26 protein-coding genes are annotated in these 26,298 nt (G+C 69.5%); 13 read left to right on the forward strand and 13 right to left on the reverse strand.

The annotated features are described in order from the left end of the window. From U9979_RS12930 to U9979_RS12940, 3 genes are all read right to left on the reverse strand, one after another. Positions 1 to 609: E3 binding domain-containing protein (locus U9979_RS12930; RefSeq protein WP_322779576.1), on the reverse strand; the 609-nt coding region annotated here is incomplete at its 3' end. Between the two features lie 189 nt (positions 610 to 798). Continuing rightward, on the reverse strand, positions 799 to 1,782 hold the full coding sequence (locus U9979_RS12935) for an alpha-ketoacid dehydrogenase subunit beta (protein WP_322747069.1): 984 nt from the start codon (positions 1,780 to 1,782) through the stop codon (positions 799 to 801). A 40-nt stretch (positions 1,783 to 1,822) separates the two neighbouring features. Beyond that, entirely contained in the window at positions 1,823 to 2,854 is a 1,032-nt protein-coding gene (locus U9979_RS12940; RefSeq protein ID WP_322779577.1) for a thiamine pyrophosphate-dependent dehydrogenase E1 component subunit alpha, read from the reverse strand. A gap of 169 nt (positions 2,855 to 3,023) precedes the next feature. Here U9979_RS12940 and U9979_RS12945 point away from each other — a divergent pair, with 169 nt between their 5' ends. The 6 genes from U9979_RS12945 (at position 3,024) to efeB (ending at position 10,071) form a co-directional block, all read left to right on the forward strand. Further along, positions 3,024 to 3,860: a ThuA domain-containing protein gene (locus U9979_RS12945; protein WP_322747067.1), complete on the forward strand. Its 837-nt coding sequence runs from the start codon at positions 3,024 to 3,026 to the stop codon at positions 3,858 to 3,860. 10 nt (positions 3,861 to 3,870) lie between these two features. After that, entirely contained in the window at positions 3,871 to 4,092 is a 222-nt protein-coding gene (locus U9979_RS12950; protein ID WP_322779578.1) for an SDR family NAD(P)-dependent oxidoreductase, read from the forward strand. A 109-nt stretch (positions 4,093 to 4,201) separates the two neighbouring features. Beyond that, a complete protein-coding gene (locus U9979_RS12955) occupies positions 4,202 to 5,734 on the forward strand; it encodes an AMP-binding protein (RefSeq protein WP_322779579.1) in 1,533 nt (510 codons plus the stop codon). 89 nt (positions 5,735 to 5,823) lie between these two features. Beyond that, the gene (locus U9979_RS12960) at positions 5,824 to 6,417 is read left to right on the forward strand and encodes a histidine phosphatase family protein (protein WP_322747064.1); all 594 of its coding nucleotides are present in this window, start codon (positions 5,824 to 5,826) and stop codon (positions 6,415 to 6,417) included. Positions 6,418 to 6,595: 178 nt separating this feature from the next. After that, positions 6,596 to 8,662, forward strand: coding sequence for an iron uptake transporter permease EfeU (gene efeU / locus U9979_RS12965; protein ID WP_322779580.1), 2,067 nt, complete (start codon positions 6,596 to 6,598; stop codon positions 8,660 to 8,662). Between the two features lie 62 nt (positions 8,663 to 8,724). Next, positions 8,725 to 10,071: an iron uptake transporter deferrochelatase/peroxidase subunit gene (gene efeB, locus U9979_RS12970; RefSeq protein WP_416220108.1), complete on the forward strand. Its 1,347-nt coding sequence runs from the start codon at positions 8,725 to 8,727 to the stop codon at positions 10,069 to 10,071. Positions 10,072 to 10,141: 70 nt separating this feature from the next. On the opposite strand, the gene U9979_RS12975 is transcribed toward efeB, so the two are convergent. After that, the gene (locus U9979_RS12975) at positions 10,142 to 10,918 is read right to left on the reverse strand and encodes an SDR family NAD(P)-dependent oxidoreductase (RefSeq protein WP_322779582.1); all 777 of its coding nucleotides are present in this window, start codon (positions 10,916 to 10,918) and stop codon (positions 10,142 to 10,144) included. Positions 10,919 to 11,111: 193 nt separating this feature from the next. On the opposite strand from U9979_RS12975, the gene U9979_RS12980 reads away from it, so the two are divergent. The 5 genes from U9979_RS12980 to U9979_RS13000 all read left to right on the forward strand — a co-directional run bounded on the left by U9979_RS12980 (position 11,112) and on the right by U9979_RS13000 (position 16,012). After that, entirely contained in the window at positions 11,112 to 12,833 is a 1,722-nt protein-coding gene (locus U9979_RS12980; protein WP_322779583.1) for a PEP-utilizing enzyme, read from the forward strand. A gap of 149 nt (positions 12,834 to 12,982) precedes the next feature. Further along, positions 12,983 to 14,386, forward strand: a complete 1,404-nt coding sequence (locus U9979_RS12985) for an aromatic ring-hydroxylating dioxygenase subunit alpha (protein WP_322779584.1) — start codon at positions 12,983 to 12,985, stop codon at positions 14,384 to 14,386. Further along, a complete protein-coding gene (locus U9979_RS12990; RefSeq protein WP_322779585.1) occupies positions 14,371 to 14,706 on the forward strand; it encodes a 2Fe-2S iron-sulfur cluster-binding protein in 336 nt (111 codons plus the stop codon). Before U9979_RS12985 ends, U9979_RS12990 begins: the two co-directional genes overlap by 16 nt. Before the next feature lie 35 nt (positions 14,707 to 14,741). Next, entirely contained in the window at positions 14,742 to 14,963 is a 222-nt protein-coding gene (locus U9979_RS12995) for a hypothetical protein (protein WP_322779586.1), read from the forward strand. After that, the gene (locus U9979_RS13000; protein ID WP_322779587.1) at positions 14,960 to 16,012 is read left to right on the forward strand and encodes an NADP-dependent oxidoreductase; all 1,053 of its coding nucleotides are present in this window, start codon (positions 14,960 to 14,962) and stop codon (positions 16,010 to 16,012) included. Before U9979_RS12995 ends, U9979_RS13000 begins: the two co-directional genes overlap by 4 nt. 50 nt (positions 16,013 to 16,062) lie before the next feature. Here U9979_RS13000 and U9979_RS13005 read toward each other — a convergent pair whose 3' ends face one another. The 7 genes from U9979_RS13005 to U9979_RS13035 all read right to left on the reverse strand — a co-directional run bounded on the left by U9979_RS13005 (position 16,063) and on the right by U9979_RS13035 (position 23,454). After that, the gene (locus U9979_RS13005) at positions 16,063 to 16,836 is read right to left on the reverse strand and encodes a ThuA domain-containing protein (RefSeq protein WP_322779588.1); all 774 of its coding nucleotides are present in this window, start codon (positions 16,834 to 16,836) and stop codon (positions 16,063 to 16,065) included. 18 nt (positions 16,837 to 16,854) lie between these two features. Next, positions 16,855 to 17,616, reverse strand: coding sequence for an SDR family NAD(P)-dependent oxidoreductase (locus U9979_RS13010; RefSeq protein WP_322779589.1), 762 nt, complete (start codon positions 17,614 to 17,616; stop codon positions 16,855 to 16,857). A 124-nt stretch (positions 17,617 to 17,740) separates the two neighbouring features. Continuing rightward, entirely contained in the window at positions 17,741 to 18,565 is an 825-nt protein-coding gene (locus U9979_RS13015) for an SDR family oxidoreductase (protein ID WP_322747052.1), read from the reverse strand. Between the two features lie 55 nt (positions 18,566 to 18,620). After that, a complete protein-coding gene (locus tag U9979_RS13020; RefSeq protein WP_322779590.1) occupies positions 18,621 to 19,787 on the reverse strand; it encodes a sugar ABC transporter substrate-binding protein in 1,167 nt (388 codons plus the stop codon). 271 nt (positions 19,788 to 20,058) lie between these two features. Further along, positions 20,059 to 21,126 (reverse strand): ABC transporter permease, encoded by a 1,068-nt coding sequence (locus U9979_RS13025; RefSeq protein ID WP_322779591.1) that lies wholly within the window; start codon positions 21,124 to 21,126, stop codon positions 20,059 to 20,061. Further along, the gene (locus U9979_RS13030) at positions 21,123 to 22,646 is read right to left on the reverse strand and encodes a sugar ABC transporter ATP-binding protein (RefSeq protein WP_322779592.1); all 1,524 of its coding nucleotides are present in this window, start codon (positions 22,644 to 22,646) and stop codon (positions 21,123 to 21,125) included. Before U9979_RS13030 ends, U9979_RS13025 begins: the two co-directional genes overlap by 4 nt. Positions 22,647 to 22,809: 163 nt before the next feature. Beyond that, entirely contained in the window at positions 22,810 to 23,454 is a 645-nt protein-coding gene (locus U9979_RS13035; protein WP_322747047.1) for a TetR/AcrR family transcriptional regulator, read from the reverse strand. 100 nt (positions 23,455 to 23,554) lie between these two features. Here U9979_RS13035 and U9979_RS13040 point away from each other — a divergent pair, with 100 nt between their 5' ends. Continuing rightward, complete coding sequence (locus U9979_RS13040) at positions 23,555 to 24,199, forward strand: helix-turn-helix domain-containing protein (RefSeq protein WP_322754711.1); 645 nt, start codon at positions 23,555 to 23,557, stop codon at positions 24,197 to 24,199. 165 nt (positions 24,200 to 24,364) lie between these two features. After that, positions 24,365 to 25,150: an SDR family oxidoreductase gene (locus tag U9979_RS13045; protein ID WP_322779593.1), complete on the forward strand. Its 786-nt coding sequence runs from the start codon at positions 24,365 to 24,367 to the stop codon at positions 25,148 to 25,150. 87 nt (positions 25,151 to 25,237) lie between these two features. On the opposite strand, the gene U9979_RS13050 is transcribed toward U9979_RS13045, so the two are convergent. Both U9979_RS13050 and U9979_RS13055 read right to left on the reverse strand, forming a co-directional pair. Further along, positions 25,238 to 25,384, reverse strand: coding sequence for a hypothetical protein (locus U9979_RS13050; protein WP_322779594.1), 147 nt, complete (start codon positions 25,382 to 25,384; stop codon positions 25,238 to 25,240). Between the two features lie 40 nt (positions 25,385 to 25,424). Further along, positions 25,425 to 26,246, reverse strand: a complete 822-nt coding sequence (locus tag U9979_RS13055; RefSeq protein WP_322747044.1) for a mycofactocin-coupled SDR family oxidoreductase — start codon at positions 26,244 to 26,246, stop codon at positions 25,425 to 25,427. Positions 26,247 to 26,298: the final 52 nt, after the last annotated feature.

Consider the following 26,298-nt stretch of genomic DNA (forward strand, 5'->3'; position numbering starts at 1 on the left):
CTCCACATCGGCCCGGCGGATGCGGCCTGCGGGTCCGCGCCCGGCAACCGTGGCGAGGTCCACACCGAGGGTCTCCGCGTACCGGCGCACCAGCGGCGCGGCGGGCGGCGGCGCGACGGGCAGCGGCGCGACGGGCAGCGGCGCGGCGACGTCCACCGCCTCTATGTCCTCGGAGACGATCCGGCCGCCCGGCCCGGTGCCACGGATGGTTACGAGATCGATGCCTCGCGCACGGGCGACGCGACGGGCGTTCGGGGACGCCAGCAGCCGACCGGCCGGCCCGGGTTGGGCCGCCAGATCACCAGACGCCACCGCGCCGGACACCACCGCGCCGGAGGGCCCAGCACCGGACACCGCACCCGGCAGAATCTCGCCGGCGGCGAGCAGCCAGCCCACCAGTGCGCCGGGAGGCAGGGTGGTTCCGGCCGGTACCACCGGATGGAAATGCCCCTCGCCCTCGGCCTCGACGTCCGTGTCGACCTTGTCGGTCGCGAGCCTCATGATCACATCGCCGGGTCGCACCGGGCCACCGGGCGGCACGAGCCATTCGGTGATCGTGCCTTCCTGCATCGTCAGCCCGAGCTTGGGCAGCAGCACCTCGACAGCCATCGCCGCAGTTCCTCTCTCCCCGGCCCTGGGGCCTGCCTGATGGATCTTCGATCGCGCGGACCGATGCCCAGAAGGCGCCCCGCCGCGTTGTCGTCGTCACCGATAGAACACCACTATCGGCTCCTCCTCCGCCTTGCGAGCCACCCCCTGGATCATCGCCCGCATCGACCAATATCCCTCAGACAGGCCCTAGCCCCGTGCGAGCAGGCGGCGGCAGCCGTCGGCTATCCGGGTGCGGTCAGGGATGTAGGCCCGCTCAAGCGCCGGGCTGAACGGCACCGGGGTGAAGGGTGCGCCCAGGCGCAGCACCGGGGCGTCCAGATAGTCGAAGGCGACTTCCTGGACCTGCGCGGCGATCTCGGCGCCGATGCCACCGAACCGAACAGCCTCGTGGACCACAAGCACCCGGTTGGTGCGCACAACCGACTCGACGATCGCCTGGCTGTCCAGCGGCTGCACGGTCCGGGGGTCGATGACCTCGACCGAGACGCCCTCAGCTGCGAGTTCATCGGCCGCGGCCATCGCCTCGACGGTCATCCGCCCCAGGGCCACAATCGTGACATCGTCGCCGGTGCGCAGCGTGGCGGCCTTCCCGATCGGGACCTCGTAGATCTCCTCGGGCACGTCTCCCTTGGCTCCGAGCAGGACCTTGTTGAGCATCACGATGACCGGATTGTCGTCACGCACCGCAGAGACGATCATCCCTTTGGCGTCCGCCGGGGTGGCGGGCATGACCACCTTGAGTCCCGGGGTGTGGGCGAGCCACGCCTCCAGGCTCTGGGAGTGCTGCGCGGCCGCGCCGAGCCCGGCACCCGCCGCGGTCGTGATGGTGAGCGGAACGTTGACCGACCCGCCGTACATGAACTTCATCTTGGCGGCCTGGTTGACCACCTGGTCCATGCAGACGCCGAGGAAGTCCATGAACATCAGATCACACACCGGCCGCAGGCCGCGGGCGGCGGCACCCACGCCGAGGCCGACGATCGCCGCCTCGGAGATGGGCGTGTCCACGACGCGGCGCGGCCCGAACTCCGAGAGCAACCCGTCGAACATGTGGAAGACCCCACCGTAGCCGGCGACATCCTCACCGACTACGAACACGTCGTCGTCGTCGCGCATGACCTGCGCGAGGCCCTCATTGAACGCCTTGACATAGGTCAGGGTGCGGGTCATCGACTGGGAGCTCCTTCGGCCGCTCGTCGCTGTACCGGGCTCATTCGCTGTAGACGTCACGGGCGATGTCCGCCGGATCCGGCTCGGGACTCGCCTCCGCGAAGGCGATCGCCGCGGCCACCTCGGTCCTGGTCTGCGCCCAGATCTCCTCGAACCGCTCCGGAGCGACGGTGCCGGCAGCGGTCGCCCCGCGCTCCAGCAGCTTGATCGCGTCGCGTTCCTTCCAGGCGTCGATCTCCTCCTGGGTGCGGTACTGGATGCGCAGACCCTTGACGCCCTGGTGATCGTAATAACGGTAGGTCTTGGCCTCGACCATGGTCGGGCCACCACCGGCCCGGGCCCGTTCCACCGCGCGCAGGGTGGCCGCACGGACGGCGACCGCGTCCATCCCGTCGCAGATCTCGCTCGGCATGCCGTAGGCGGCGGCGCGATCAGCGACATCGGTGAGCAGCATGTGCCGGGCCTGTGGCGTGAACTCGGCGTAGCCGTTGTTCTCGCAGACGAGCACGACCGGCAGGTGCAGCACGGCGGCGAGGTTGGCCGCCTCGTGGAAGGTGCCGATGTTCGACGCGCCGTCACCGAAGAACGCCATGGCAACCGTCCCGTCGGACCGGTAGGCGCCGGCGAAGGCCGCGCCCACCGCGATCGGGATGCCAGCGCCGACGATGCCGTTCGCGCCGAGCATGCCGATCGACAGGTCGTTGATGTGCATGCTCCCGCCCCGGCCGTGGCAGTAGCCGTCAACCCGGCCGAACAGTTCCGCGAACATCCGGGCGAAGTCCGCACCCTTGGCGACCGCGTGACCGTGCCCGCGGTGGGTGGAGGTGATCTGGTCCTCATCGCGCAGCGTGCTGATCGCGCCGGCGGCGACCGCCTCCTGCCCGACGTAGAGGTGCAGAAAACCAGGCAGCGTTCCGGCCTCCATCAGCCGACCCGCCTCGGTCTCGAACACCCGAATGCGCACCATCCGGCGGTGCAGGTCCAGGAGCACGGCCGCGTCGGCGGTGCCGGCGGTCTCGGCGGCCGGCGGCGCGGGCTGGGCGTCCTGGTCGGCCGTGGCGGCTCGCGTCATGATGCCTGCCCCTCTCTGCCGTGGCCCGGCTGCCATGCACAGCGAATCGCCGTGCCATCCGACATCCGGGAGTTTGTCGAAATGGACTCTAGTAAGGGATGACTCGACACGCCAGACTCGTATCCGATGTTTGTGGTGAGCAGCTGCAGTAAGTCAGGGAGATGAACCCATGCGGGTCCTGGTTCTCACCGGCGGTCACCGTGTCGACCTTGACGCCTTCCTCGGGATGGTGGCCGACATCTGTGCCGAGCGGGACTGGCTGTGGACGCATGCAATCCAGCCCTGCGCGCAGGCGTGGTTGCGGCCCGAGCATGCCGGGAGCTTCGAGGCACTGCTCTGCCACGACATCCCCGGCCTGAGCCTGCACCGGGGCTCGCCGCCCGTGCCCGAAGGCCCCGATCCGCAGGTGGCCCGTGCCCTCGTCGAGCTGCTTGAGATGGGCCAGGGGCTCGTCGTCACCCACCACTCGCTGGCCGGCTGGCCTGGTTGGGAGGGCTGGGCCGAGGCGCTGGGCGGTCGCTTCCACTACGCGTCAGCCCGGTTACGCGGCCGGATGTGGCCGTCGTCGGGCAGCTGGGTGGGCGAATATTCCGTGCGCGTGGCGGCGCCCACCCACCCGGTCTGCGCCGGCGTCGCCGAGTTCACCGTCACCGATGAGCTGTACTGCTGCCCGGTCTTCGAAGCCGACGTCGTCCCGTTGCTGCGGACCGACGCCGACCTGAACGGCAGCCGCTTCCGCTCGGCCTATGAACACGTCCTGCTCGGCGAGCGCCACGCGCCGGACTGCTCGGGGCACCCGCCCGCGAGCGACCTTCTGGCCTGGGCGAAGGTCGCCGGCCGCAGTCCACTGGTCTACCTGCTGCCCGGCGACTGCGCCCGCACGTTCGCGCTGGCGAACTACCGACAGCTGATCGCGAACGCACTGGCCTGGGTGGCCTCGTCCGAGGCACACGCATGGGCGCGTAGGAATCCGGTCCGGCTCGATCCCCGGGTCGGGCAGGTATGACGGCCACCGGGTGCTGCTGGGCCTGCGGGCCGCGATCGGGGCAATGCGCCGCGCCGGCGGCGGAGCGGTCGTGGTGACCTCGTCCGTCACCGGCCTGGGTGGTGAACCCCGGCGCTGGCCGTACGCGGCGGCCAAGGCCGGAGCGATCAACCTGGTCCGATCGGCCGCCATCGACCTCGCGCTGCCCCCACCCAGCCCGGTTTCGCCGACTGCGATCGACCCGGTTTCTTGACGCTGTCTACAGCTATGTGGCTACAGTCATCCGGGGTGGACGGGCAACAGGGGTCAGACCTTGAAAAGGGCGGTGAGGTCCGTTGCGGCTCGCTGGGATCGATGATCGGATGCGGCAGGACCCGACCGGCGTCGCCTTGGTGGACGACACCGGGCACCTGACGTGGGCGGAACTCGCCGCCCAGGTGCGTGGAGTCGCCGCGGAGATGCTGGCGGTGGCGGGTGGCGACGGGGAGCGGGTCGCGGTGACCGGGGAGAACTCCATCCCCACCCTGGTCGCACACGCCGCAGGCATCCTCGCCGGCGTCGGAACCGTGGCCGTCTCCCGCCAGCTCGCCGTCGGGGAGCTGACCGACCTACTCCTCGACGCCGGCGCGGTGGCAGCGGTCGCCGGGCCGGCCAGCCGCGACGGTGTGACCGCGGCCGCCGGACCCGCACGGTTACGCGTCGTCGTCGTCCACGGCACCGGCACCGGCACCGGCACCGGCACCGACGTTGGCAGCCAGACGGACTGGACGGACTGGACCGGTAGCGACCGGGCGATGCCCGATGTTGCCGGCCGGCCCGCCCGACCACCGCTGGTCTACACCTCTGGCACCACCGGCCGACCACGGGGCACCGAGGTCCGCTGGACCGCGCCGACACCGCCAAGGGCGGTGGCCTACGCCGAGGCGCTGGCCGCCCGCTCGGGCTTCCCCGCCGGACCACACCTGGTGGTCGGGCCGCTCCAGCACAACGCTCCCCTGACAAGCCTGCGCCACCTGCTGTCCGGACAGCCCGTGGTCGTCCTCGGACGGTTCGACGCCGAGCGCGTGTTGCGCCTCATCGAGGGCCACCGGGTGACCTCGACGGTGATGGTCCCGACGCACTTCTCCCGGCTGTTCGCCCTGCCCGCCGGCGTGCGCGCCCGCTATGACGTGACGAGCCTGCGCAGTCTCCCCCACACCGGGTCGGCCTGCCCGCCCGACGTCAAACGGGCGATGATCAACTGGTTCGGGCCGGTGCTGGTGGAGTCCTACGGCGGCAGCGAGGTGGGCACGCTCTGCCGGATCAGCAGCGAGGAGTGGCTGGTCCGACCCGGTTCGGTCGGCCGCTGCATGCCGCCGTTCGAGGCGGTGGTCCTCGACGCCGACAACGCCCCGATGCCCGCCGGCGAGGTCGGGGTACTGGGCTTCCGCGCCCCGGCCGACCGGGGCGTGCGGTACCACGACGATCCGGCCAAGACCGCCGCCGCATACCTCCTTCCGAACGTGTTCACTCTCGGCGACGTCGGCTATGTCGACGCGGACGGCTACGTCCATATCACCGATCGGATAGCTGACATGGTGGTCTCCGGCGGGGTGAACCTCTACCCGGCCGAGAGCGAGCGTGTCCTCGCGCACCACCCCCAGGTAGCGGATGTCGCCGTGATCGGCGTACCCGACACGGACATGGGTGAGGCGTTGCGGGCACTGATCGTGCCTGCGGGCCAGGCACCGGACAGCGGCGACCTCGACCAGTTCTGCCGGGCCTCACTCGCCGCATACAAATGCCCGAAATCATATGAAATCATCACGGAGCTACCTCGCAACGCCATGGGCAAGGTCGACAAGAAGGCGCTGCGGCGTCCCTACTGGGACACCGAACGCACCATCGCCGGATAAACAACCCTCACCCCCGCCCTCACCCTCACCGCCTTCGGCCGACACCCGCCCTTGACCGGCCTCCGGGCCGGGAGCTGGAAAGTGAACCCATGACTGAGGTGCTGTTCGTCCGCCACGGCCTGCCCGTCAACGGCGTCGCCGATCCCGGCCTGGCCGGGGACGGCATGATCCAGGCCAAACGGCTGGCTGCGTGGCTGGCCGCCGAGCAGGTGGACGCCCTGGCCACCAGCCCGCTGCGGCGGGCCCGCGAGACCGCGGCCGTACTCGCCGCGGAACTGGGATTCGTCCCGGTCGAGATCCCCGACCTGCGCGAGTGGGAACCCCACGAACCGAACGAGGTCTACACCCCGGTGGAACAGATGGCCGCGGACGACCCACGCGCCCGAGCAGCCGTCGAAGGCCGTTACAACGACTTCGTCCCGGAGCTCGACCAACCCGCCTTCATCGCCCGTGCCCACGACTGCCTGGAGCAGCTCTTCGAGCGCTGGCCGTCCGGCCGGGTGGTGGCCGTCGGCCACGGCGGGATCATCAACGCCATTCTGGCCGGGGTCATCGGTACCCGCGACCTTTTCTGGTTCAACGCCGGGTACACCTCGGTGTCCCGGGTCGAGAAGCTCTCCTCGGGCCGGATCGTCGTCCACTCCGCGAACGAAACCGGCCACCTGCTCGGCAGTCGTTCCTGACCTCAAGCCAGAAACGCAGCCTGCCCGAACCCGGTCCGTGGCTTCGGGGCCGAACGGTCCGCTTCCTCGCCGCCCCGGCATGACCGGCATCTCAGGTCGTCATTCGATTAGGTGAGCTTTACTTATATTTCTGGTACCTTCCCTTAAACCAACACCGGCGATCACGGAGGTACCGGACGTGTGGAGCGACGTTCTCCCGAACCTGCTCATCGGGCTGCGGGAGGGTCTCGAGGCAGGTCTGATCGTCTCGATCCTGGTCGCCACGCTCGTCCGTGCCGACGAGCGGGCCCGTCTGCCCCAGGTCTGGATAGGGGCGCTTGGGGCCGTCGCGCTCTCGGTGAGCTTCGGGGCGGTCCTGACCTTCGCCGCCGCCTCGATGTCGACCAAAGCGCAGGAGGCGTTCAGCGGCGTCCTGAGCCTGGTCGCGGTCGGGTTCGTCACCGCGATGATCTTCTGGATGCGGCGGTCGGCACGGGCGCTGTCCGGCGAGATCGCGGGCCGGGTGACGGCCGCGCTCACGCTCGGGCCCGGCGTGCTGGTCCTCACCGCGTTCCTCGCGGTGGCCCGGGAAGGCCTGGAGACCTCCCTGTTCGTCTGGACGACCACCCGCGGCGCGGGCGAATCGGCCGGCCCGCTGGTCGGGGCCGCCGCCGGTCTCACGCTCGCCGCTGCGTTGTGCGTCGGCATGTACCGCCGGGCCGTGAAGATCAATCTGGCCCGATTCTTCACGTTCACCGGCATCGGGCTGATTGTGATCGCGTCCGGCGTGGCCGGGTACGGCCTGCGTGATCTGCAGGAGAGCGCCATCCTGCCCGGCATCGGCACGGCCGCGTTCGACCTCGGCGCCACCATCGACCCGAGCTCCTGGTACGCCCGGCTCGTCGAGGGCATCTTCAACATCACACCCCGGCTGACCGTCCTCCAGCTCGTCGGCTACCTCGCCTATCTGATCCCGGTGATGGCCCTGTTCGTCCGGGGTATCCGCCCCGCCCGCGCGCCATCGCCCGCGGTACCGGCGACTGTCGCCGCCGCCGAGGTCGCGCCGGTCGAAGTCCAGCCGGCACCGGGCGGTTCGCGGCGGGTGCCCCGGTGGGTCCTTCCGGTGGCCATGGTCGCCGTACCCGCCATCGCCGCCGGCGCCGCCATCCTCGCGCTCGGCCCGGCCACCGGGACGGGTGACACGACGATCGAGGCGACCTCGGGTTCCTGTGTCACCGCCTGGGACGCGCCGCAGCCCGGCCGGGTGACCTTCACCGTCCGCAACACCGGCGGGCACACCATGGAGGTCCGCCTCATCGACCCGGCGAGCGGTGCGATCCACGCTGAGATCGAACTGCTCGCCCCGGGCACCAGCCGGCCGCTGGCCGCGACCATCGGAGGCGGCACCTACGCCTGGCAGTGCCTCCCCGACGGTGGAGATCCCGTCGTCTCGGCGAGCCGGCGGGTGGCCGGCCCGGGCAACGGCGGCCTGGCGATCATCCCGGTGACGGAAGAGACCATGCGCGCACCCGTGGACGCCTACCGCGCGTTCGTCACCGCGGGCCTGGCCACGCTGGCACGCGACACCGACACGCTGCGGGCGGACGTCGAGGCCGGCGACCTCGACGTGGCCCGTCGCGACTGGCTCACCGCGCATCTTGACTACGAACGACTCGGCGCCGCCTACGGCACGTTCGGCGACTTCGACGCGTCGATCAACGGACGGCCCGCGGGTCTGCCGGACGGCGTCGCCGACCCGGACTTCGCCGGATTCCACCGGGTCGAGCACGGGCTGTGGCACGGCGAGTCGGTGGACTCGTTGAAGGCGCCGGCGGCGACGCTCGCCGATTCCGTCGCCGGGCTCGTCAAGGCCTTCCCCACCCAGGAATTCGATTCCCACGACCTGGCGCTGCGCACCCACGAAATTCTTGAGAACACCATCGAGTTCCAGCTCACCGGTACCGCCGACCAGGGCAGCGGCACGGCGCTGGCGACCGCGGCGGCGAACGTGGACGGAACCCGCGAACTGTTGACCATCATCGCGCCGCTGCTGACGACACGGGCGCCGGCCACACTCGCGGCCTCCCAACGCCAGCTCGACGCGTTCGGGACGCTCCTACGGCAGGTCGCCGACCCGGCCGGAACCTGGATCGCCCCGGACACCCTCCCCCGTGCCGACCGGGCGCGGTTGAACGGCAGCCTCGGCGCGCTGCTGGAGACCCTCGCACCCATCCCCGACGTCCTGGAAATCAGGACCACCGGATGAGCGAGCCCGCCATTCCCGCCCGCGACACCACCTCACCTTCGCACCCTTCCGGAGCGCCGTCGATGACCGAATCCGCCGACCCGTCACTGCCACGGCAGCCGGCAGACACCCCCACCGCGGCCACCCCCACCGCCGCCGCCAGCTGCCCGGCGCCGCGACGGCGCGCCGGGTTCCCAGGCGTTGCGCTCGGGCGCCGGTCCTTTCTCGCCGGGGCGCTGGCCGCGGGTGCGGCCGTGGGCGCGGGCGTCGGTGCCGGCGGCGTGGCGCTGGCCGCAAGCGACCCGGGCGGCACCCACGACACGAGCTCGGACGAGGTGGTCGCCTTCTACGGGACCCATCAGGCCGGGATCGTCACACCGCCACCCACGGCGGCGATGTTCGCGTCCTTCGACGTGATCGCGCCGGACCGCGCCGGGCTGGTCGAACTGTTCAAGACGATCACTGACCGGGCACGTTTCCTGACCGCCGGCGGCACCCCGGTCGACCTCGGCAGCACCGCCCCACCGTCGGACAGCGGCATCGTCGGGCCCACCGTGCCCTCCGATTCGCTGACCGTCACCGTCGGGGTGGGCGCGTCGCTGTTCGACGGCCGGTTCGGCCTGGCCGACCGGCGGCCGCGCCATCTCACACCGATGCGCACGTTCCCCAACGACAACCTCGACGCGACCCAGTGTCACGGCGACCTCAGCCTGCAGCTGTGCGCACACAGCCGCGACACCGTGCTGCACGCGCTGCGTGACATCGCTCGCCACACCCGCGGCGGTATGCAGCTGCGCTGGCGCGTCGACGGCTTTCAGAACCCACCACGACCGGCCGGCGCCCAGCGCAACCTGCTCGGTTTCAAGGACGGCATCGCCAATCCGGACGTGACCAGCGCCGCCGAGATGGACCGGCTGGTCTGGGTACACGGCGGCGACGAGCCCGCCTGGACCGCGGGCGGCTCCTACCAGGTCATCCGCGTCATCCGGATGCTGGTGGAGTTCTGGGACCGGGTCTCTCTCAACGAACAGGAGATGATGATCGGCCGGCGACGGGATACCGGCGCCCCGCTGGACGGTACGGCCGAACGTGACATCCCGGACTACGCCGGTGACGCCGACGGTAAGATCATCCCGCTCGACGCGCACATCCGGCTGTCCAACCCCCGCAGCGCCGCCACCGCGGACTCCCGCATCCTGCGCCGGGGCTACAACTACGACCGGGGCATCGACGCCAACGGCAACCTCGACATGGGTCTGGCCTTCTGCTGCTACCAGCAGGACATCGCCCGCCAGTTCGAGGCGACCCAGACCAGGCTCATCGACGAGCCCCTGGTCGACTACATCAGCCCCACCGGCGGCGGCTACTTCTTCGTCCTGCCCGGCGCCCGGGACGCCGCCGACCACCTCGGCCGCACCCTGCTCGCCTGACCGTGGTCGGTGCACGGTTGGACGGCGGCGCACTCGCCGTCCAACCAGGACACTCGGCACGACGGGTACGTCAGTAGGACGCGGTGCCGCCGTCGACGCTGAGCAGCGCGCCGGTGATACCCGCGCCCGCGGGCGAGGCGAGCAGCACCGCCATGGCCGCGACCTCCTCGACCGTGTTGGGCCGCTTGATCGAGGACTCCTTGGCGAACAGCTCGACCATCTCGTCGAAGGTGATCCCCATGGCCGCGGCCGTGGCCGGCCCGTTGTCCCTGACGACGTCGGTGATGATCAGACCCGGGCAGATCGAGTTGACGGTGACCCCCTCGGCTCCGACCTCGCGAGCGATCGACTTGGTCATGCCGTTGATGGCGTGCTTGGCGGCCACATAGGGGGTCAGGACGGGCTTGCCGTGCTTGCCCTCCACCGAGGAGATGTTGATGATCCGCCCCCACTTGCGTTCGATCATGGGCGGCAGGGCGCGCCGGGTGGCCCAGAAGGTCGAGTACAGGTTCCACTTCATCGTCAGGTCCCACGTCTCATCGCTGAGCAGGACGGTCGGCTGAAGGTCGACGGCTCCACCGGCGTTGTTGACCAGGATGTCGACCCGTCCGAAGTGCTCGACGGTCGCGTCGACGAAGCCCTCGACGTCGGCCTGCTGGGTGACGTCACCGGCGCGGAAGATCGCCCGGTCGCCGGCACCCAGGGCCGCGAGGGTCTTCTCCCCCTTGTCCACGGACCGACCGTTGATCGCGACGGACGCCCCCTGGGCGAGAAACGCCTCGGCGATGGCGCGGCCGATCCCCGCCGTCCCTCCCGTGATGGCCGCGACCTTGCCTTCAAGCTGCATACGTCCTCCTGGGAGCGCGTGAGGTCGACAGGTGCGCGAGCAGAACCATGATCACGAACCTGGAGACCTACGAACCGAAACATCAGCCACTTAGTTTGCTTGCACTACAGTTTCTACCGTAGGAGTGTTGCACGTCACAGATACACCAGCCAACGTCGGTCCATGTCCGGACGGACCAGGAGGAGCGGGACGCATGACCAGCCAGCAGTGGATCATCGACACACAGCCGAGCCAACGATTTGCGATCTACACTCGGCTCAACGCCAACGACGTGTTGGCGGATCCGATCACCCCGCTGGGCGCAAGCCTTGGCTGGATCCCGTTCATCCTTCCCGGCTGGGACACGGGTGTGGCCGCCTTCGGGGCGTTCACCCTGGCCGAGCAATCGGTCGACGTCTCCCCGAACGCGGCCTTCTTCTACGGCCACCTGTACGTCAACATGACGTTGCCCCGGCTGACCGGTATCCGTTCCGGGATCAGCACCGACGCGGTGGACACCATGTGGTTCGCGGGCGGCGGTGAGCCGCCGGCGCACGTCATCCGACCGGACGACGTCAATGAGGAACGGTCCGCGGCCATCGCGGCGCGGGCGGGGTGGGTGCTGTCGACGACGACGTTCCCGGAACTCGACGAGGATCGCGCGATCGCCGACACGCTGCGGGAGCAGCGTCCGGACCTGGCGACGATGAGCGCGCTGGCCCTGGTTGCCAGGGCCCGGTCGGTGCTGTCGCTGGAACGGCTGGCGTGGCGCGGCGAGGTGATCGCCTCAAACAGCAGCGCGGTCGGTCCGGGCGTGCTCGGCCAGCTCCTCGGCGGCGACACCGCCCTCGTGGTCCGGCTCATCGGCAAGGCCGGGGACGTCGATTCAGCCGCCCCCTCCTTCGCGCTCTGGGATCTCTCCCGGGTCATCCGCGGCGACGCGGGGCTCGCAGCCGCGTTCGACGGTGGGGTGAACGGCCTGGTCACGCGCCTGGCCGACGTCCATCCCGCGTTCCACGTAGGGTTCGCGGCCTTCCTGCGGGACTTCGGCTACCGCGGCCCCAACGAGTGGGACCTGGGCTCGGAAACCTGGGAGACCAGGCCCGAGCTGCCGCTGGCGCTGCTCGACCGGCTGCGCCACCTCGACGACGACGCATCCCCGGTCCTGCGCGCGCGCAGCCAGGCAGTGGACACCGAGGCCGCGCTCACGCAGGCGCTCGCCCGCCTCGGTGGGGACGCCACCGCGCAGGCCACCTGCCACGGCGCGCTCGCCTCGGCGCGCCGCTTCGGTGCCTGGCGGGAACGCGCGAAGACCACCTGCATCAAGATCCTGCACGAGGCGCGGATGCCACTGGTGGAGCTCGGTAGACGCCTGCACGAGCACGGTCATCTGGACCACCCCGGACAGATCTTCATGGCGACCGACGCCGAACTGGAAACGCTCGCTCTGGACCCGGACTCGCTGAGCGCGACCCTCGCCGACCGGGAGCGGGAGTGGCGGGGGCTGTTCGGCCTCGACCTGCCGGTGTTCATCGACGGCACCAGGCCCCTGCCGCCCATCGCATCGCTGGGACGACGCGTCGACGCCGAGATCACTCCCGTCAAACCGGGTGAGGTACTGCGCGGTGTCGGTGCGGCCGCGGGCGTGGCCCGGGGCCGGGCGCGGGTGGTGACCGCCGTCGACGCGGCCGGCGACCTCGCACCCGGCGAGATTCTGGTAGCCCCGCAGACCGACCCGTCGTGGACACCGCTGTTCATGGTCGCGGCGGGCGCCGTCGTCGACGTCGGCGCGATGGGGAGCCACGCGATGATCGTCAGTCGCGAGCTCGGCATCCCGTGCGCGGCGGGCGTACCGGCCGCGAGCCGGCGCATCCCCACCGGGACGCTGCTGGAGGTCGACGGTTCAACCGGCACCGTGACGGTCCTGGCGCTGTAGCCACGGTCGACGTTGGCAGCCAAGCCGAGGTTGGCAGCCAAGCCGAGGTTGGCAGCCAAGCCGAGGTTGCACCGCGGACACCGCGACTTCACCCGTCACACCTGACGGCCGGTTACTATAGCCAGACACCAGAAACTTCGGGAGGCGCCATGGTCACGCAGGAGCCCGACACCCGTGCCCGTTGCCCCGGTCCCTCCGCGCAGGACTACCTCGCCGCGGACACCCGGCCCGTACCCGACGTCCTGCGGGTGAATGTCAACGAGTACCTCGGCAACGACGACATCGACGTCGAGCGCTACATCTCACCCGCCTGGCACCGCATGGAGGTCGAGAAGCTCTGGCGGCGGGTCTGGCAGTTCGCCTGCCGCGAGGAGAACATCCCCGAGGTCGGCGATCACGAGATCTACGACATAGCCGACGACTCGCTGCTGATCGTGCGGACCACCCCGACCGAGATCCGGGCCTTCGTGAACGCCTGCCTGCACCGCGGGCGCAAGCTGCGCACCGCAGGCGGGCACGTGCCGGAGTTCCGCTGCCCGTTCCACGGCTTCACCTGGAACATCAACGGCACTCTCAAGAGCATCCCGTGCGCCTGGGACTTCCCCCATGTCGACCCGGCGACGTTCAACCTTCCCGAGGCGAAGGTCGCCACCTGGGGTGGCTTCGTCTTCATCAACATGGATCCCGACTGCGAGCCGTTCGGGACCTTCGCCGGCGACCTGCCGGACCACTTCACCCGCTGGCCGCTTGACGACCGGTACACCTCATTGCACATCGCGAAAATCCTGCCCTGCAACTGGAAGATCGGGCAGGAGGCCTTCATGGAGGCCTTCCATGTGATCAGCACCCATCCGCAGCTGTTGGCCTGGATGGGCGATGCCAACTCGCAGTATGACGTCGTCGCCGGCGCCAACTGGGACCGCACGGTTACGCCGCAGGGCGTACCCAGCCCGCATCTGGCAGGCGGCGTCACCGAGGAGGAGGTCCTGGAGAGCTTCTACTTCTCGCGCGGTTTCTACGCCTCGACCCAGGGGCGGGACCTCGCGCTTTCCGGCGACAAGCTACCGGAGATCCCAGCGGGCAGCACGGCCCGAGCGGTACTCGCCGATCAGATGCGCAACCAACTGAGCGCACTGTCCGGCGAGAGCTACGCGGAAATCACCGACAGCGAACTGTTGGACGCGATCAACTACATTCTCTTTCCGAACTTCCACCCCTGGGCCGGGAAGAAGTCGAACATCATCTACCGGTTCCGGCCCTACGGTAACGACCCCGATCGCTGCATCTCCGAAATCTTCTTCCTGTCCGGATGGCCCAAGGGCACCCCGCGCCCGGCCCCGGCGAAGATCCGATGGGTAGCGGAGGGGGTGGACATGGCCGACGTTTCCGAACTCGGCCTGCTGGGCCCGGTTTTCGACCAGGACATCGCCAACCTGCCGTTCGTGCAGCAGGGCCTGAAGACGACCCGCAAGCCCGGCATCACCCTCGCGACCTACCAGGAAAGCCGCATCCGGCATTTCCACTATCTGCTCGACACGTGGCTGTCGCGCTGAGCGCACAGGTGACGGTCACGCCGTCGGGCATCGTGCTGGCGGTGGCCGAGGCCGAGACGGTCTTCGCCGCCGCTCGCCGGTGCGGCTACTGGTGGCCGACCGTCTGCGATGGCGTCGGTACCTGCCGCACCTGTGTCCTGCAGGTCAGCGCGGGCGCGGAGAACTGCGGTCCGATCGACGACCTTGAGGATGAGGGACTGAGAGCGATCGGTCCGGGAACGAACGGGCGCATCCGGCTGGCCTGTCAGCTGCGCGTGACCGGCCCAGTCGTGGTCGTCAAACGTGGTGTGCGCCGCGCGGAGGAGCTGCGCGGACTGTAGGGCCTCCGTGTCACTGAAGGAGCCGTGAGCGTGTAGTGAGCACAAAACCCTTGAGCGTGACTCATCCGATCAGCAAGCAGGTGTACACGCTGATGGACAACGGCCTGGTCGAGGTCTACGACCCGACGACCGGCCAGCGCGGCCTGTTCGACTCCGACGGCCGCTGGCAGTCGGGCGAAATCCGCCATGCCGACCTGCAGGTCGCCGGGTGGGTCGGCCGCCGGGCCCGGCTCTCAGACCGGAACACCCCGGCATGAGCGCGGCCGGCCGCCGCACCCGGGTGGTGACACTGGCCCGCCGTCCCGGTCCCGGCGGGCCGACCCTGGACGACTTCGCACTCTGCGAACGGCCCGTGCCCGCGCTGGGCGCGGGCCAGTTGCTCGTGCGCAACGCCTTCATGAGCGTCGACCCGTCGATGCGGGGTCGCCTCGAGGAGACCGAGAAGCACTACACGACCAACTTCGCCGTCGGCGAGCCGTTGGACGGGTCCGCTGTCGGACGGGTCCTGGAAAGCCGCGCTCCGGGTATCGAGGAAGGTGCGTGGGTACGCCACCGGTTGGGCTGGCGCGACGTCGCGGTGCTCGACGCGACCCCGGGTGACCCGGCCGCGTTCGCCGTCGTCGACGCCGACCGCGCCGCGCCCTCGACCTGGCTCGGCGTGCTCGGCCAGACCGGCTTCACCGCCTATACCGGACTACTGCGCGCGGGTGAGCTGGCCAAGGGGGACACCGTTTTCGTCTCCGCGGCCGGCGGTGCGGTCGGCAGCGCCGTCGGTCAGATCGCCCGGTTGCTCGGTGCCGCCCGGGTCATCGGTAGCGCGGGCGGTGCGGCCAAGTGCGGGCTGCTCACCACGGAACTCGGGTTCGACGCGGCCGTCGACTACCGCGCCGAACCGGTCGCGACAGGGCTGCGGCGGGCCGCGCCGGACGGCATCGACCTGTACTTCGACAACGTCGGCGGCGACCACCTGGTCGCCGCGCTCGACACGCTGCGGGTCGGCGGTCGGGTGGCCCTGTGCGGCATGATCTCCCAGTTCACCTCGCAGACTCCCCGGCCGAGCATCGACCATCTCATCCAGGCCGTGCTGCGACGAGTGACCCTGCGAGGGTTCATCGTCCGCGACCACGAGGATCTGCGGGCGGAATTCACCGAACGGGTCTCGGGCTGGCTGCGAACCGGTGACCTGGTATCGCGCCAGACGGTCGTGGACGGCCTGGACAACGCGGTCACCGCATTCCTCGGGATGCTGCGGGGTGACAACGTCGGCAAGATGCTCGTCCGCCTCGACCCCGACGTCCACGCCTGATCTGAGCTACCGGCGCCCACGCCTGATCTGGACGCTGAGATACCAGGAGGCTACCTGGCGCCGTAGATCGCTCTGGACAGGCAGCGGTCCAGGACCGTGGCGAACTCCGGGGCGGTCCAGCTCCCCCGGTCGGTCCGGCCGAGGTCGTCGACGCCGAGGTCCTGGACGTCGAATCGGCCGCGGCAGTGCCCCAGGGTGAAATAGCAGACCTCGCCGTCGCCGTGGCGGCGCAGGTAGAGCACCGGCTGGACGTCGTCCGCGGAATCGGCGACATGCCCTTCGGTGAAGCCCCGGCACGGCCCGCGGTACCGGGTGTGCAGCAGCACGTCGAGCGGGGGATGCAGCTCACTGACGTACAGTTCGTCACTGACCTCGAAGGGGTCGATCCCCACCACGAGCGGATGATCCGCCTGGGTGATCTCGACCTGGTAGGGCGCGATCGGCGGGTGGCCGAGGAACTGGCTGCCCAGCACCGTGGCCACCTCCCCGAGCACCCGCGGCGTGGTGAACAGGCGCGGCGTACCCGGCGCGGGCGCATCGATCGCCGAGTTGGTTCCGTGTAACGCCAACCACCGCCCACCACGCGCGACGAAGTCCACCAACACCTGCTGCTGCTCAGCGTTGGGACGCCGCTCACAGGTGTAGGTGACAAGCACGTCAGCCGACCCGATCGCATCGGTGCAGGCGTAGTCCTCGAAGACCCGGGTGCGTACCCGCTCGTGTCGCCCGAGGCGTTCAAGAAGCTGCAGCCGCGCGAAATCGAAGTCGTGCCAACGCCCGCCGCATACGAGCACGGCGTCAATCCGGCCGGCTGGTCCCGCCATGGGTCGCAACCGCCGGTTCTAGAACTGCACGCGGGTGACGAGCCCGCCGTCCACCACGAGGTTGACGCCGTTGCAGAATCCGGCCCGGGGGCTCGCCAGAAAGGCGACGGCGGCCGCGACATCCTCGGGCTGGCCGTACCGGCCGACCGCTATCTTGGCCAGAACCTCCGCGTAGACCTCCGGCCGGTGCTCGCGGACCTTCTCCCAGTCCCCGCCGGGGAACTCGATCGGCCCGGGGGAAACCGTGTTGACCCGGATCCCCTGCGGCGCGAGGGTCCGCGCGAGCGCCGCGGAATGGTGCAGCACAGCTGCCTTGATGGCCGAATAGGCATTGGGGGAGGCCGGTCGCACCGTGTCGAACGCGTTCGTCGTGCCGATCGCGATGATCGATCCACCGCCGTCGGCGAGGTGCGGCACGGCCGTCTCGGCCAGCCGGACGAACGGCAGCAGGTCCCCGTCCAGGCTGCGTTGCCACTGACCGGCGTCCTTGGCCGGGCCGGCGGACACATTGGACACGACGATGTCCAGCCCGCCCAGTTCCGCCGCGGCGCGGTCGACAAAGGCTGTGAGCGCGTCGACGTCGCTGACGTCAAAGGGCTCGGCGAACACCGTGACGCCGTCGGCGCGCAACTCGGCCGCAGCCTTCTCCAGACCCTCGGCACCGCGTGCGCACAGGGCGAGCGAGCAGCCCTCCTGTGCCAGCGTCGCCGCGATCGCGCGGCCGAGACCTCGGCTGGCCCCTGTCACCAGTGCCCGCCGTCCCGTCAGTCCAAGATCCACGATCTGTCACCTTTCGTCAGCTGTCCATCAACTATCGCCATGTGGCAATGAGCGGTACGGCACGATTATCCGTCGCGGGCCGCCAGGAGTGCTCTGTCAGCACAGCGCCGTCAGTAGGGAACCGTCAGTAGGGGGCGATGCCGCCGCCGACGGTGATGCACTCGTTGTGCAGGTACGGCACCTCGTCGCTGAGGATCCACGCCGCGGTTGCCGCGATCTCCTCGGGAGTGGCGTACCGGCCGAGCGGCACAGCACCCTCCATACGACCCTTGTAAGTGGTCCCGTCCGCCCCGGCCAATGCCCCGAGCCCGGCACCGAGCGCATCCATCATGCGGGATTCGACCAGGCCCGGGGCGAGGGTGTTGACACGGATGCCAGCTCCGGCGACCTCAAGAGCCAGGCAACGCGCGATGCCCTGGACGGCGTGTTTGGAGGCGTTGTAGACCGATGTTCCGACGCTACCCATCAATGCCGCGATGGATGCGGTGAACAGAATCGAACCGCCGTCGCCCTGGGCCGACAGTTGCCGCAGCGCGGCCTGCGCCGACAGGAACGCGCCGAGCACGTTGACGCCGAAGACCCGGTGGTAGTCCGCCGGGTCGAAGTCCGCCACCGCCTGCACCGTGCATTCCACGCCCGCGTTGGCATGGTAGAGGTCCAGCTTTCCGAAAGCCTGGACAGCCGCGTCGACGCTGGCCTGCGCGCCGAGCGGCGTGGTGATGTCGACGCCGACACCCACGGCGGCACCACCGATGAGTTCCGCGACGGTCTTGGCAGCGTCCGCGTCGAGGTCGGCGACCACGACCAGCGCTCCCTCCGCCGCGAGCCGGCGGCTGACCGCCGACCCGATCACACCGGCGCCGCCCGTGACGACCACCGACTTACCGCGCAGCCCTGCAAGCATTGCGTATCCCGATCCCTCCTCGGGGCGGAGATGGCCGTCCGCCATCCCCGCTCCGAGACTGCGCTACCTGACCGACCGTGCCTGTGTCCGAGCGCTGCGGCTACTGTGCCTGCCAGAGTTTCTTGAAGGCGTCCTGGTAGCCGGGGAAACCGATGTAGTACCCGGTGGAGTCGAGAGAGACCGAGGAGATGTTGTCCTTGGTGATGAGCTGGGTCGGCAGCAGGACCTTGTCCGCCGCGGCCAGATCGTCGCCGTTGAAGTGGCGGGCAAGCATGTCCGCGAGGCGCCAGCCGAGGATCGGCGCGGAGAAGCCGGTCCACACGCTTTCGGTGCCGTCCTTGAGCGCCGCCAGGTTGGCCGGACTGGGCGTCTCACCACCGACGTTGACCTTGCCGTTCAGGCCAGCACCCTTGAGCGCCGCGTCCACGCCCAGGGTCAGGTCACCGAAGGAGAAGATAGCCCAGTTGATCTTTGGGTCCTGCTGGATGGTGCTGACCACGCTGGACGGGGTCTTGGTACCCAGATCGGCGAGCTGCTGGTTGACCTCTTTGACCGAGCAGGCCGGGCAGGTGCTGGACAGGGTGCTCTTGAAGCTGTCCACGAACACACCCAGGATGGGGAAAGCCTTGATCGTGAACAGCGCGACGTTGGCCTTGCCGCCGCTGTTGACCACCACATAACTCGCGACCATCTTGCCCCAGGCCGCGACTTGGGCGTCACCGTCGAGGCTGTTGGAGATCACCGGCGAGTCGAAGGCACCACCGACGCTTTCGGAGAGCACCGGGATGTTCTGCGCCTTGGCCTGATCCAACTGGGTCTTGAGCAGTGACAGCGGCGTGCCGGAGATGTGAATGGCGTCGGGATGCTTGGAAATCGCCTGGGTGACCGCGTTCCCGTAGTCCTCGGGACCGCTGCCGGGGACGATCCGCTCATAGCGCCAGCCGAACACCTTCGCCGCCTCGGCCAGGGCGTCGTCGCGCACCTTGGTGACCGGGACCGGGGTTTCCACTGTGATCACATACTTGCCCGTGGGCGGCTTCTTCGACAACGCGGTGTCAAGAAGGATGCCGCTCGGGTTCACCAGGCTCGCGTCCACCGTGGCCTTCGCCTGGCTCAAACCCGTCGATCCGGTTTCCTGCTGCTGCTGCGACGGCGTCGCACTCGGCGAGGTCGACGTGGAGTCGCTGCTGCCGCACGCCGCGGCGAACAGCGCTGTGGCCGCAGCCACCGCCACCGCCCCGACCCTCGTGCGGGAAGTCGTTCTCATGAACCCTTTTCCTCCTGTTGCCGTCGTCGGCGTCGGGGGCTCGCGTGCCGATCTCCTGGATGGACGCGTCTACCCGGGCGATCGGCGTGATCTATCAGGCGTGACCTACCGGCCGTAATCCATCAAAATGTGATGTGACGGCGGACACTCTCACTTACTTAGGAGCGTGTCAAGTTACTTGCATCGAGCGACCACCGCGGAGCCTGCCAGCCTCGCCCGTCGGCCTCGCCGATCAACGCCGCCGGTCAACGCCGCCGATCAACGCCGCCGATCAACGCCGCCGGTAGGTACGAGCCGCCAGCGCCACCGCGATGATCAAGGCAAGCCCGTTGAAAAGGTTGTTGACGTAGGACGGCGATCCGGCGAGCTGCAGGCCCTTGACGCCGGTCGCGAGGAGGTAGATCGCAACCAACGTACCGAGGACGTTCATCCGCCCGGCCTTGATCTGGGTGGAGCCGAGGAACACCGCCGAGAAGGCCGGCAGCAGGTAGGGGGGTCCCACATCCTGGGAGGCCGAGCCCAGCTTGGCCGCGAGGATGACGCCGGTCAGCGCCGCGATCGTCCCCGAGGTGATAAGCGAACCCCAGGTGATCCGGGCAACCCGTAGGCCGGCCAGGCGGGCCGCCTGCGGGTTGCCACCTGCCGCGTAGAGGTAGCGGCCCACCGGTGTGTGGTCGATGACGACGTAGAGGATCACCGCGAGCAGCACCATGTAGTAGAAGGGCAGCGAGATCCCCCACAACCGGGTGCTACCGGCGTCAAGAAAGGTCTTCGAGGCGGTGTTGACGATCTGTTCACCATCAGTGACCCAGTAGGCCGCGGCGGCAAGAATACTGCTCATGCCGAGCGTGGCGATGAAGGAGTCCACGTTCAGCCGCACCACGACCAGACCGTTGACCAACCCGATGAACGCGCCGGAGCCGATCGCGAGCAGCACCGCGAGAACGGGGTTGAAGCCCTGTTGGAGCAGCCAGGTGACCACCGCCACCGCGAACCCCAACGTCGCCGCGCAGGACAGGTCGAACACGCCCGCGGCCAACGGTACGATCAATCCCAGGGCGAGCATCGCAGTTATTGCCTGGTCGCCGGCAATGATCTGGAAGTTGTCGCTCCGCAGGAAGGTGTCCGGCAGCCAACTGCCGAACACTATGATGATCAGAAGCCAGACATACAGGCCGCTGAACCGATCGAGCCCGAGCCCGAGCTTCGGCCTTGGCAGCCGGCGGCTGACGACCGCGCTCTGTCGCGGGTCCGGGCCGGCAGCGGCGGCCCCGGCGGTGACACCGTCAGTGACAGCGATCCCGGCGGCATTTTTTGGTTGCGCTGCTTCTGTCGTCATGACGCGCTCCTGAGGGTGTGACCGACCGCTGCGGCCGTGATGCGGTCCGCGTGCAGGTCGGCGCGGTGTAACTCATCCACGACACGGCCGCCCGCGAGGACGAGCACGCGTCCGCACAGCCGCGCCAGTTCGTCATGGTCGGTGGAGACGACCACGACAGCCGCACCGTCCGCCGCGGCCCGGTCGACCAGCGCATGAATCTCGGCCTTCGCCCCGATGTCGACGCCCTGCGTCGGTTCGTCGAGAACCAGGACCCGAGGCTCGCGACGCAGCCAACGGGCCAGAACGACCTTCTGCTGGTTGCCGCCGGACAGCGTCGACATGGCCCGTTCGGCACCGGCCGGCGCCACGTTCAACCGGTCCAGCCAGCGGGCGACGTCCGACCGCTCGCTGCCCCGGCGCAGCAGGCCCCGGCGGCTGAACGCGGTCGGACTCGCCACCACGACGTTCTCCTGCAGATCCGCATCGAGGAACGCCGCGTTGGCGTGCCGCTCGGCAGGCACGAGCCCCATGCCGGACCGCATGGCAAGGTCTGGACGCAGCTGCGGAACGGCCTTGCCCGCGACGGCCACGACCCCTGCGCGCGGACAGCCGCCGAACAGCGCGAGTGCCAACTCCTCACGGCCGGAGCCGGTGAGGCCGGCGACCCCGACGACCTCCCCGGAGTGCACGGTCAGGTCGACCCCTCGCAGGGCGGTGGTCTCCAGGGTGCGGACGTCGAGGGCCACCTCACCCTGGTGGGCCGCTTCGGCCGGCGGCACGTCGTACTGCGCCAGCTTGCGGCCGATCATCAGCTCGACCAGGTCGGCCTCGTCGAGCCCGGCGGTGGGCCGGGTGGTGACCAGAGCGCCGTCGCGCAGCACGCTCACGGTGTCGCAGAGCCCGAAGACCTCGTCCAGATGGTGCGAGACGAAGATGACCGCGACACCGGCATCGCGCACGCTGCGGACCAGCGCGAACAGGCGCTGCGCCTCGGCGGCCGGCAGGTTGGCCGTAGGCTCGTCGAGGACGAGCACCCGCGGCGGTGTGGCATGCCGCGACAGCGCGCGCGCCACCGCGACCGCGGTCCGCTCGCTCGCCGCCAGAGCACCCACGGGCCGGCTGATGTCGAAGTCGTAGCCGAGGTCGCGCACTGCGCTGCGGGCCCCGGCCCGTTCCTGGCGCCAGCGAATCAGGCCGAGCCGGCCGGTTTCGTAGCCGTGACCCAGCGCGAGGTTGTCGACTGTGTCAAGCGTCGCGACGAGACCGAGGTCCTGATGGACGAAACGCAGCCCGGCGGCATCCGACGAGGTGGGGTCACCGAATGCCAACGGCCGATCGACGACGGTGACCTGACTACCGGCATCCGGCTCGTGGAAACCGGCCAATATTTTGATCAACGTCGACTTGCCGCAGCCGTTCTGACCGACCAGGGCACGTACCTCACCGGGCTCGACGTCGATGTCGACGTCCACCAGGGCGCGCTGCCCCGGGAACGTCTTCGACAGCCGTAGCACGCGGAGCACGGGAGTAGCCACCATCGGACTCCTCGTCTGAGAGCGACCGAGGGCACGGCGCTCTTTCTGGAGTTGCTTTTGTGATGGCGGCTACAGTAACTGGCGTAGCCCGTCGCGCCAACATCTGTCCGCGGCCGGAGCGTGGCCGGGCGCGCTGAAACTCGGCACTCAGTCGACGACTCGACTCTCAGTCGACGGTGAGTATCCGCTCAGACATGGCGTCCAGGGCCCGGCGCAGGGCCTTCGGTGGCTGACTGCTGAGCGGACCGTCATCCATGCGCATCGGATGGATGGCTATCAGCAGATGGGTGAGGGTACGCACGGCGAGCGTCTGGGTTGCGTGCTTGGCTGCGGCGGAACGCCGCGTCGTGGGCATCCGGGACGAGACGATGTAGTCGAACGACCGCTGGATGTGCAGCTCCTCGAAGTCCCGCCGCAACACCCGGGCCTGCTGGGTGGCGCCGGGCATGTGCAGGTAGAGCAGGCGCGCCTCGTCGGGATGCGCCTCGATCCAGTCCCAGACCGCGCCGGTGACCCGACGCAACGCGGTGATGTCGCCTGGTTCGTCGTCGGACCGTGCCTGCGCGACGACGGCGTTGGTCGCGCCCACGACCCGCCGCAGGGCGACGTCGAAGAGCTCCTCCTTGCCGGAGAAGTGGTAATACACCGCTGTGGGAACGACCTGCGCCGCCTCGGCGATATCCTGGATGCCGGCCGCGTCGAAGCCCTTACGGGCGAAAACCCCGATGGCGGCGGTGACGATCAACTGGCGCTTGGAGGGACGGTGCGCGGGTTGTCTGCCCCGCTCCGGCAGCTCCGCAAGCTCCGTCACAGGGAACCTCCTGACCTGATGCCACACCGGCCCGACCATGATGACCCAACAGACCCCGGAGCCCCCGGGGCCGCCAGCCGGTTGGGAGAATCGGCGTCACATGACTGAAAGCTCTGACGGAAACGGTAGTCCCAAACGGCCCGCCCACCGACCGTCGCGGCGCAGCGACGTGATCGACGCCGCCACGCGGCTGTTCGCCATGCGCGGTCTGGAAACGGTGACCGTCGCCGACATCGCGGACGAGGCCGGGATGACCTCGGCTGCGGTCTACTACCATTTTCCATCCAAGATCGATATTCTACTCGAGGCCATGCGGACCTTCAGCAGGGCACTTGTCACCGAGCTGGACGACCGGGTCACCGCCAGGTCAGCTGAGAACGGGACCATCGGTAACGGGGCCATCGGTGACCTGCTGACAGGCCTGCTCGGCTGGCTGGAGGAACACCGACCTGCGGCGACGGTCTACTTCGTGACCTCGTCCGGGGCGAACCTCGCCGCTGAGGCCCTACGCCGGGAGACCCGGGTCGAGCTCATGGAGCTGTTCACCCGGGCGGTGGACGCGAGGAAGTCCCCCGAACGACGGATCCGGCCCGCGGAAGCCGGGGTGATGGCGACCGGCCTGCTCTCGCTGGTCGAGACGGCGGCGGCATCCTGGCTGGCCGAGGACGCCGTCCTCGAAGGGCTCGGGCAGCGCCGATTCCTGCGGGAGACCGCCGCGCTGGCCGAGCGCATCGTCGGGGCCTGAGGCCCTGTTGCGGCGCCACCGGGCCCCGTCGGGGTTGAACCACAACCGCCGAATGCCGACGACTTAGCGGTATGTATCTTCAGTAACTATCGTTCAGACCTGTGGAGGGCCGAGTCGTGCAGCGGGATCGACACACAGGACAGGTGCCACTCGCCGGCAACCACGATGGGTAACCGGTTAGCCGTGGTGAGCGGCGGTGGTACGGGAATCGGCCGGGCGATCGCCGCGGCCCTGGGTGACGACGGCCTCGACGTGCTCATTCTCGGGCGCCGCGCGGACGTGCTGGAACGCACGGCGGCGGAACTCACTGTGGCCTCGGCGACGGGGGCCTCGGCGACGGGGGCCTCGGTGACGGGGGCCTCGGTGACCTGGCAGGCCGCCGACCTCACCAACCCGGCGGACGTGCAGCGGGTCGCCGACGTGGTCCAGGAGCGGTCCGGCCGGGTCGACGTCGTCGTCAACAACGCGGGTTCCCCGTCGCCGCGGGTTGACGGCGACCTCGCCGCGGTGGCCGAGGCATGGATGACGGCCCTGCGGGCGAACCTGCTCTCGGCCGTGCTGCTTACCCACGCCCTGGAACCGCTGCTGCGCCGGCCCGGCGGGCGGGTCGTCCTGGTGGGCTCGCAATCCGCCGCGACCGGTGGCGCGAGCGCGCCCTATGTCGCGGCCAAGGCAGCCCTGCACGGCTGGGTGCTCTCACTCGCCGCACGTCTGGGCCCCGACGGCGTCACAGCCAACGTGGTCTCCCCCGGCTACACGGCCGGCACCGAACTGGTGGCCGGCCGGATCTCCCCGCAGCGCCACGCGAGCCTGGTTGCCAGCATCGCCGCCGGCCGTCCCGCGCAACCGGACGAGGTCGCCGCTGTGGTCGCCTTCCTCGCCGCACCGGCCGCGTCCTCCGTCAACGGCCAGGTGATCGGCGTCGACGGCGGGACGGTCCCGCCCAGCTGACCCCACGCCCAGCCGAACTGCCCCGGCTATGTTGACCCCCCGGTATTCACCTGCCTTCTGCCTTCCGTCCCCGGTTGTCAGTAGCTGTCACCCGATCGTCGAACACACCTGGTCGACATCCTGGATGGGTGAGAATCCACCCCTGCTCCCGTCTGCGAGCAGAGCGTCGTCGACGTCGAGGTTGGATGCCGGGGTGCGGTTGTACAGCTCCCTCTGAAGATCTCCTGGCAGCATCGCTGTAGGCGGCCTCGGCCTCCGCTGTTCTACTTCGCGTCTACTTCGCGGTGAAGCCGGCGTCGACCGGCAACGCGACGCCGGTGACGTACTTCGCCGCGTCGGAGACCAGCCACAGCACGGCGTCAGCGATGTCCTCGGGTTCGAGCGCGGGGACCGGCAGCGGGTTGGCCATACTCGCGCCGCGCTCAGGCCCCTGCTGGAGGTGCCGCTCGATGTGCTCATTACGGATCATCGGGGTGTTGACGCCGGTCGGATGCACGGTGTTGACCCGGATCGAGTGTGGCGCGAGCTCCAGAGCCAACGCCCGCATGATGCCGACCACCCCGTGCTTGCTTGCGGTGTAGGCGGTGGCGCCCACCGAGCCGTTGACAATGCCCTTGAGCCCAGCAGTGGAGCTGGTGAGCACGATGGCCCCGCCACGTGCCCCGGCCACCAGATGCGGGATTGCCGGTGCGAGCGTGTTCCAGACGCCGGTGAGGTTGGTGTCGAGCGTCGCCGCCCACAGCTCGTCCGGGTCGTGCCGGGGGTCCGCTCCGATGGGGGCGATCGCGGCGTTGGCGACCACGATGTCCAGTCGCCCAAGCGTGGCCACCCCGCTGTCCACCGCGGCCCGCATGGCCGGTGCGTCCCGGACGTCGACCTGGTGGGCCACCACCCGGCGACCGAGCTTCTCGACCAAGCGCCCGGTCTCGGCAAGATCCTCGAGGGTGGCGAGCGGGTAGTCGCACACCGGGATGTCCGCGCAGAGATCGGTCGCGATGATGTCCGCACCTTCGCCGGCCAGTGCCACCGCGTGCGCTCGGCCCTGCCCACGTGCGGCTCCGGTGATCAACGCGACCCGGCCATCCAGCTTACCCATCTGATATCTCCCGCCCTCGACTCCCGGGGTGGGCGCGCATTGCGCACCGCGT

It is taken from the genome of Protofrankia sp. Cas4 (assembly GCF_963555915.1).
Taxonomy (GTDB): Bacteria; Actinomycetota; Actinomycetes; order Frankiales; family Frankiaceae; genus Protofrankia.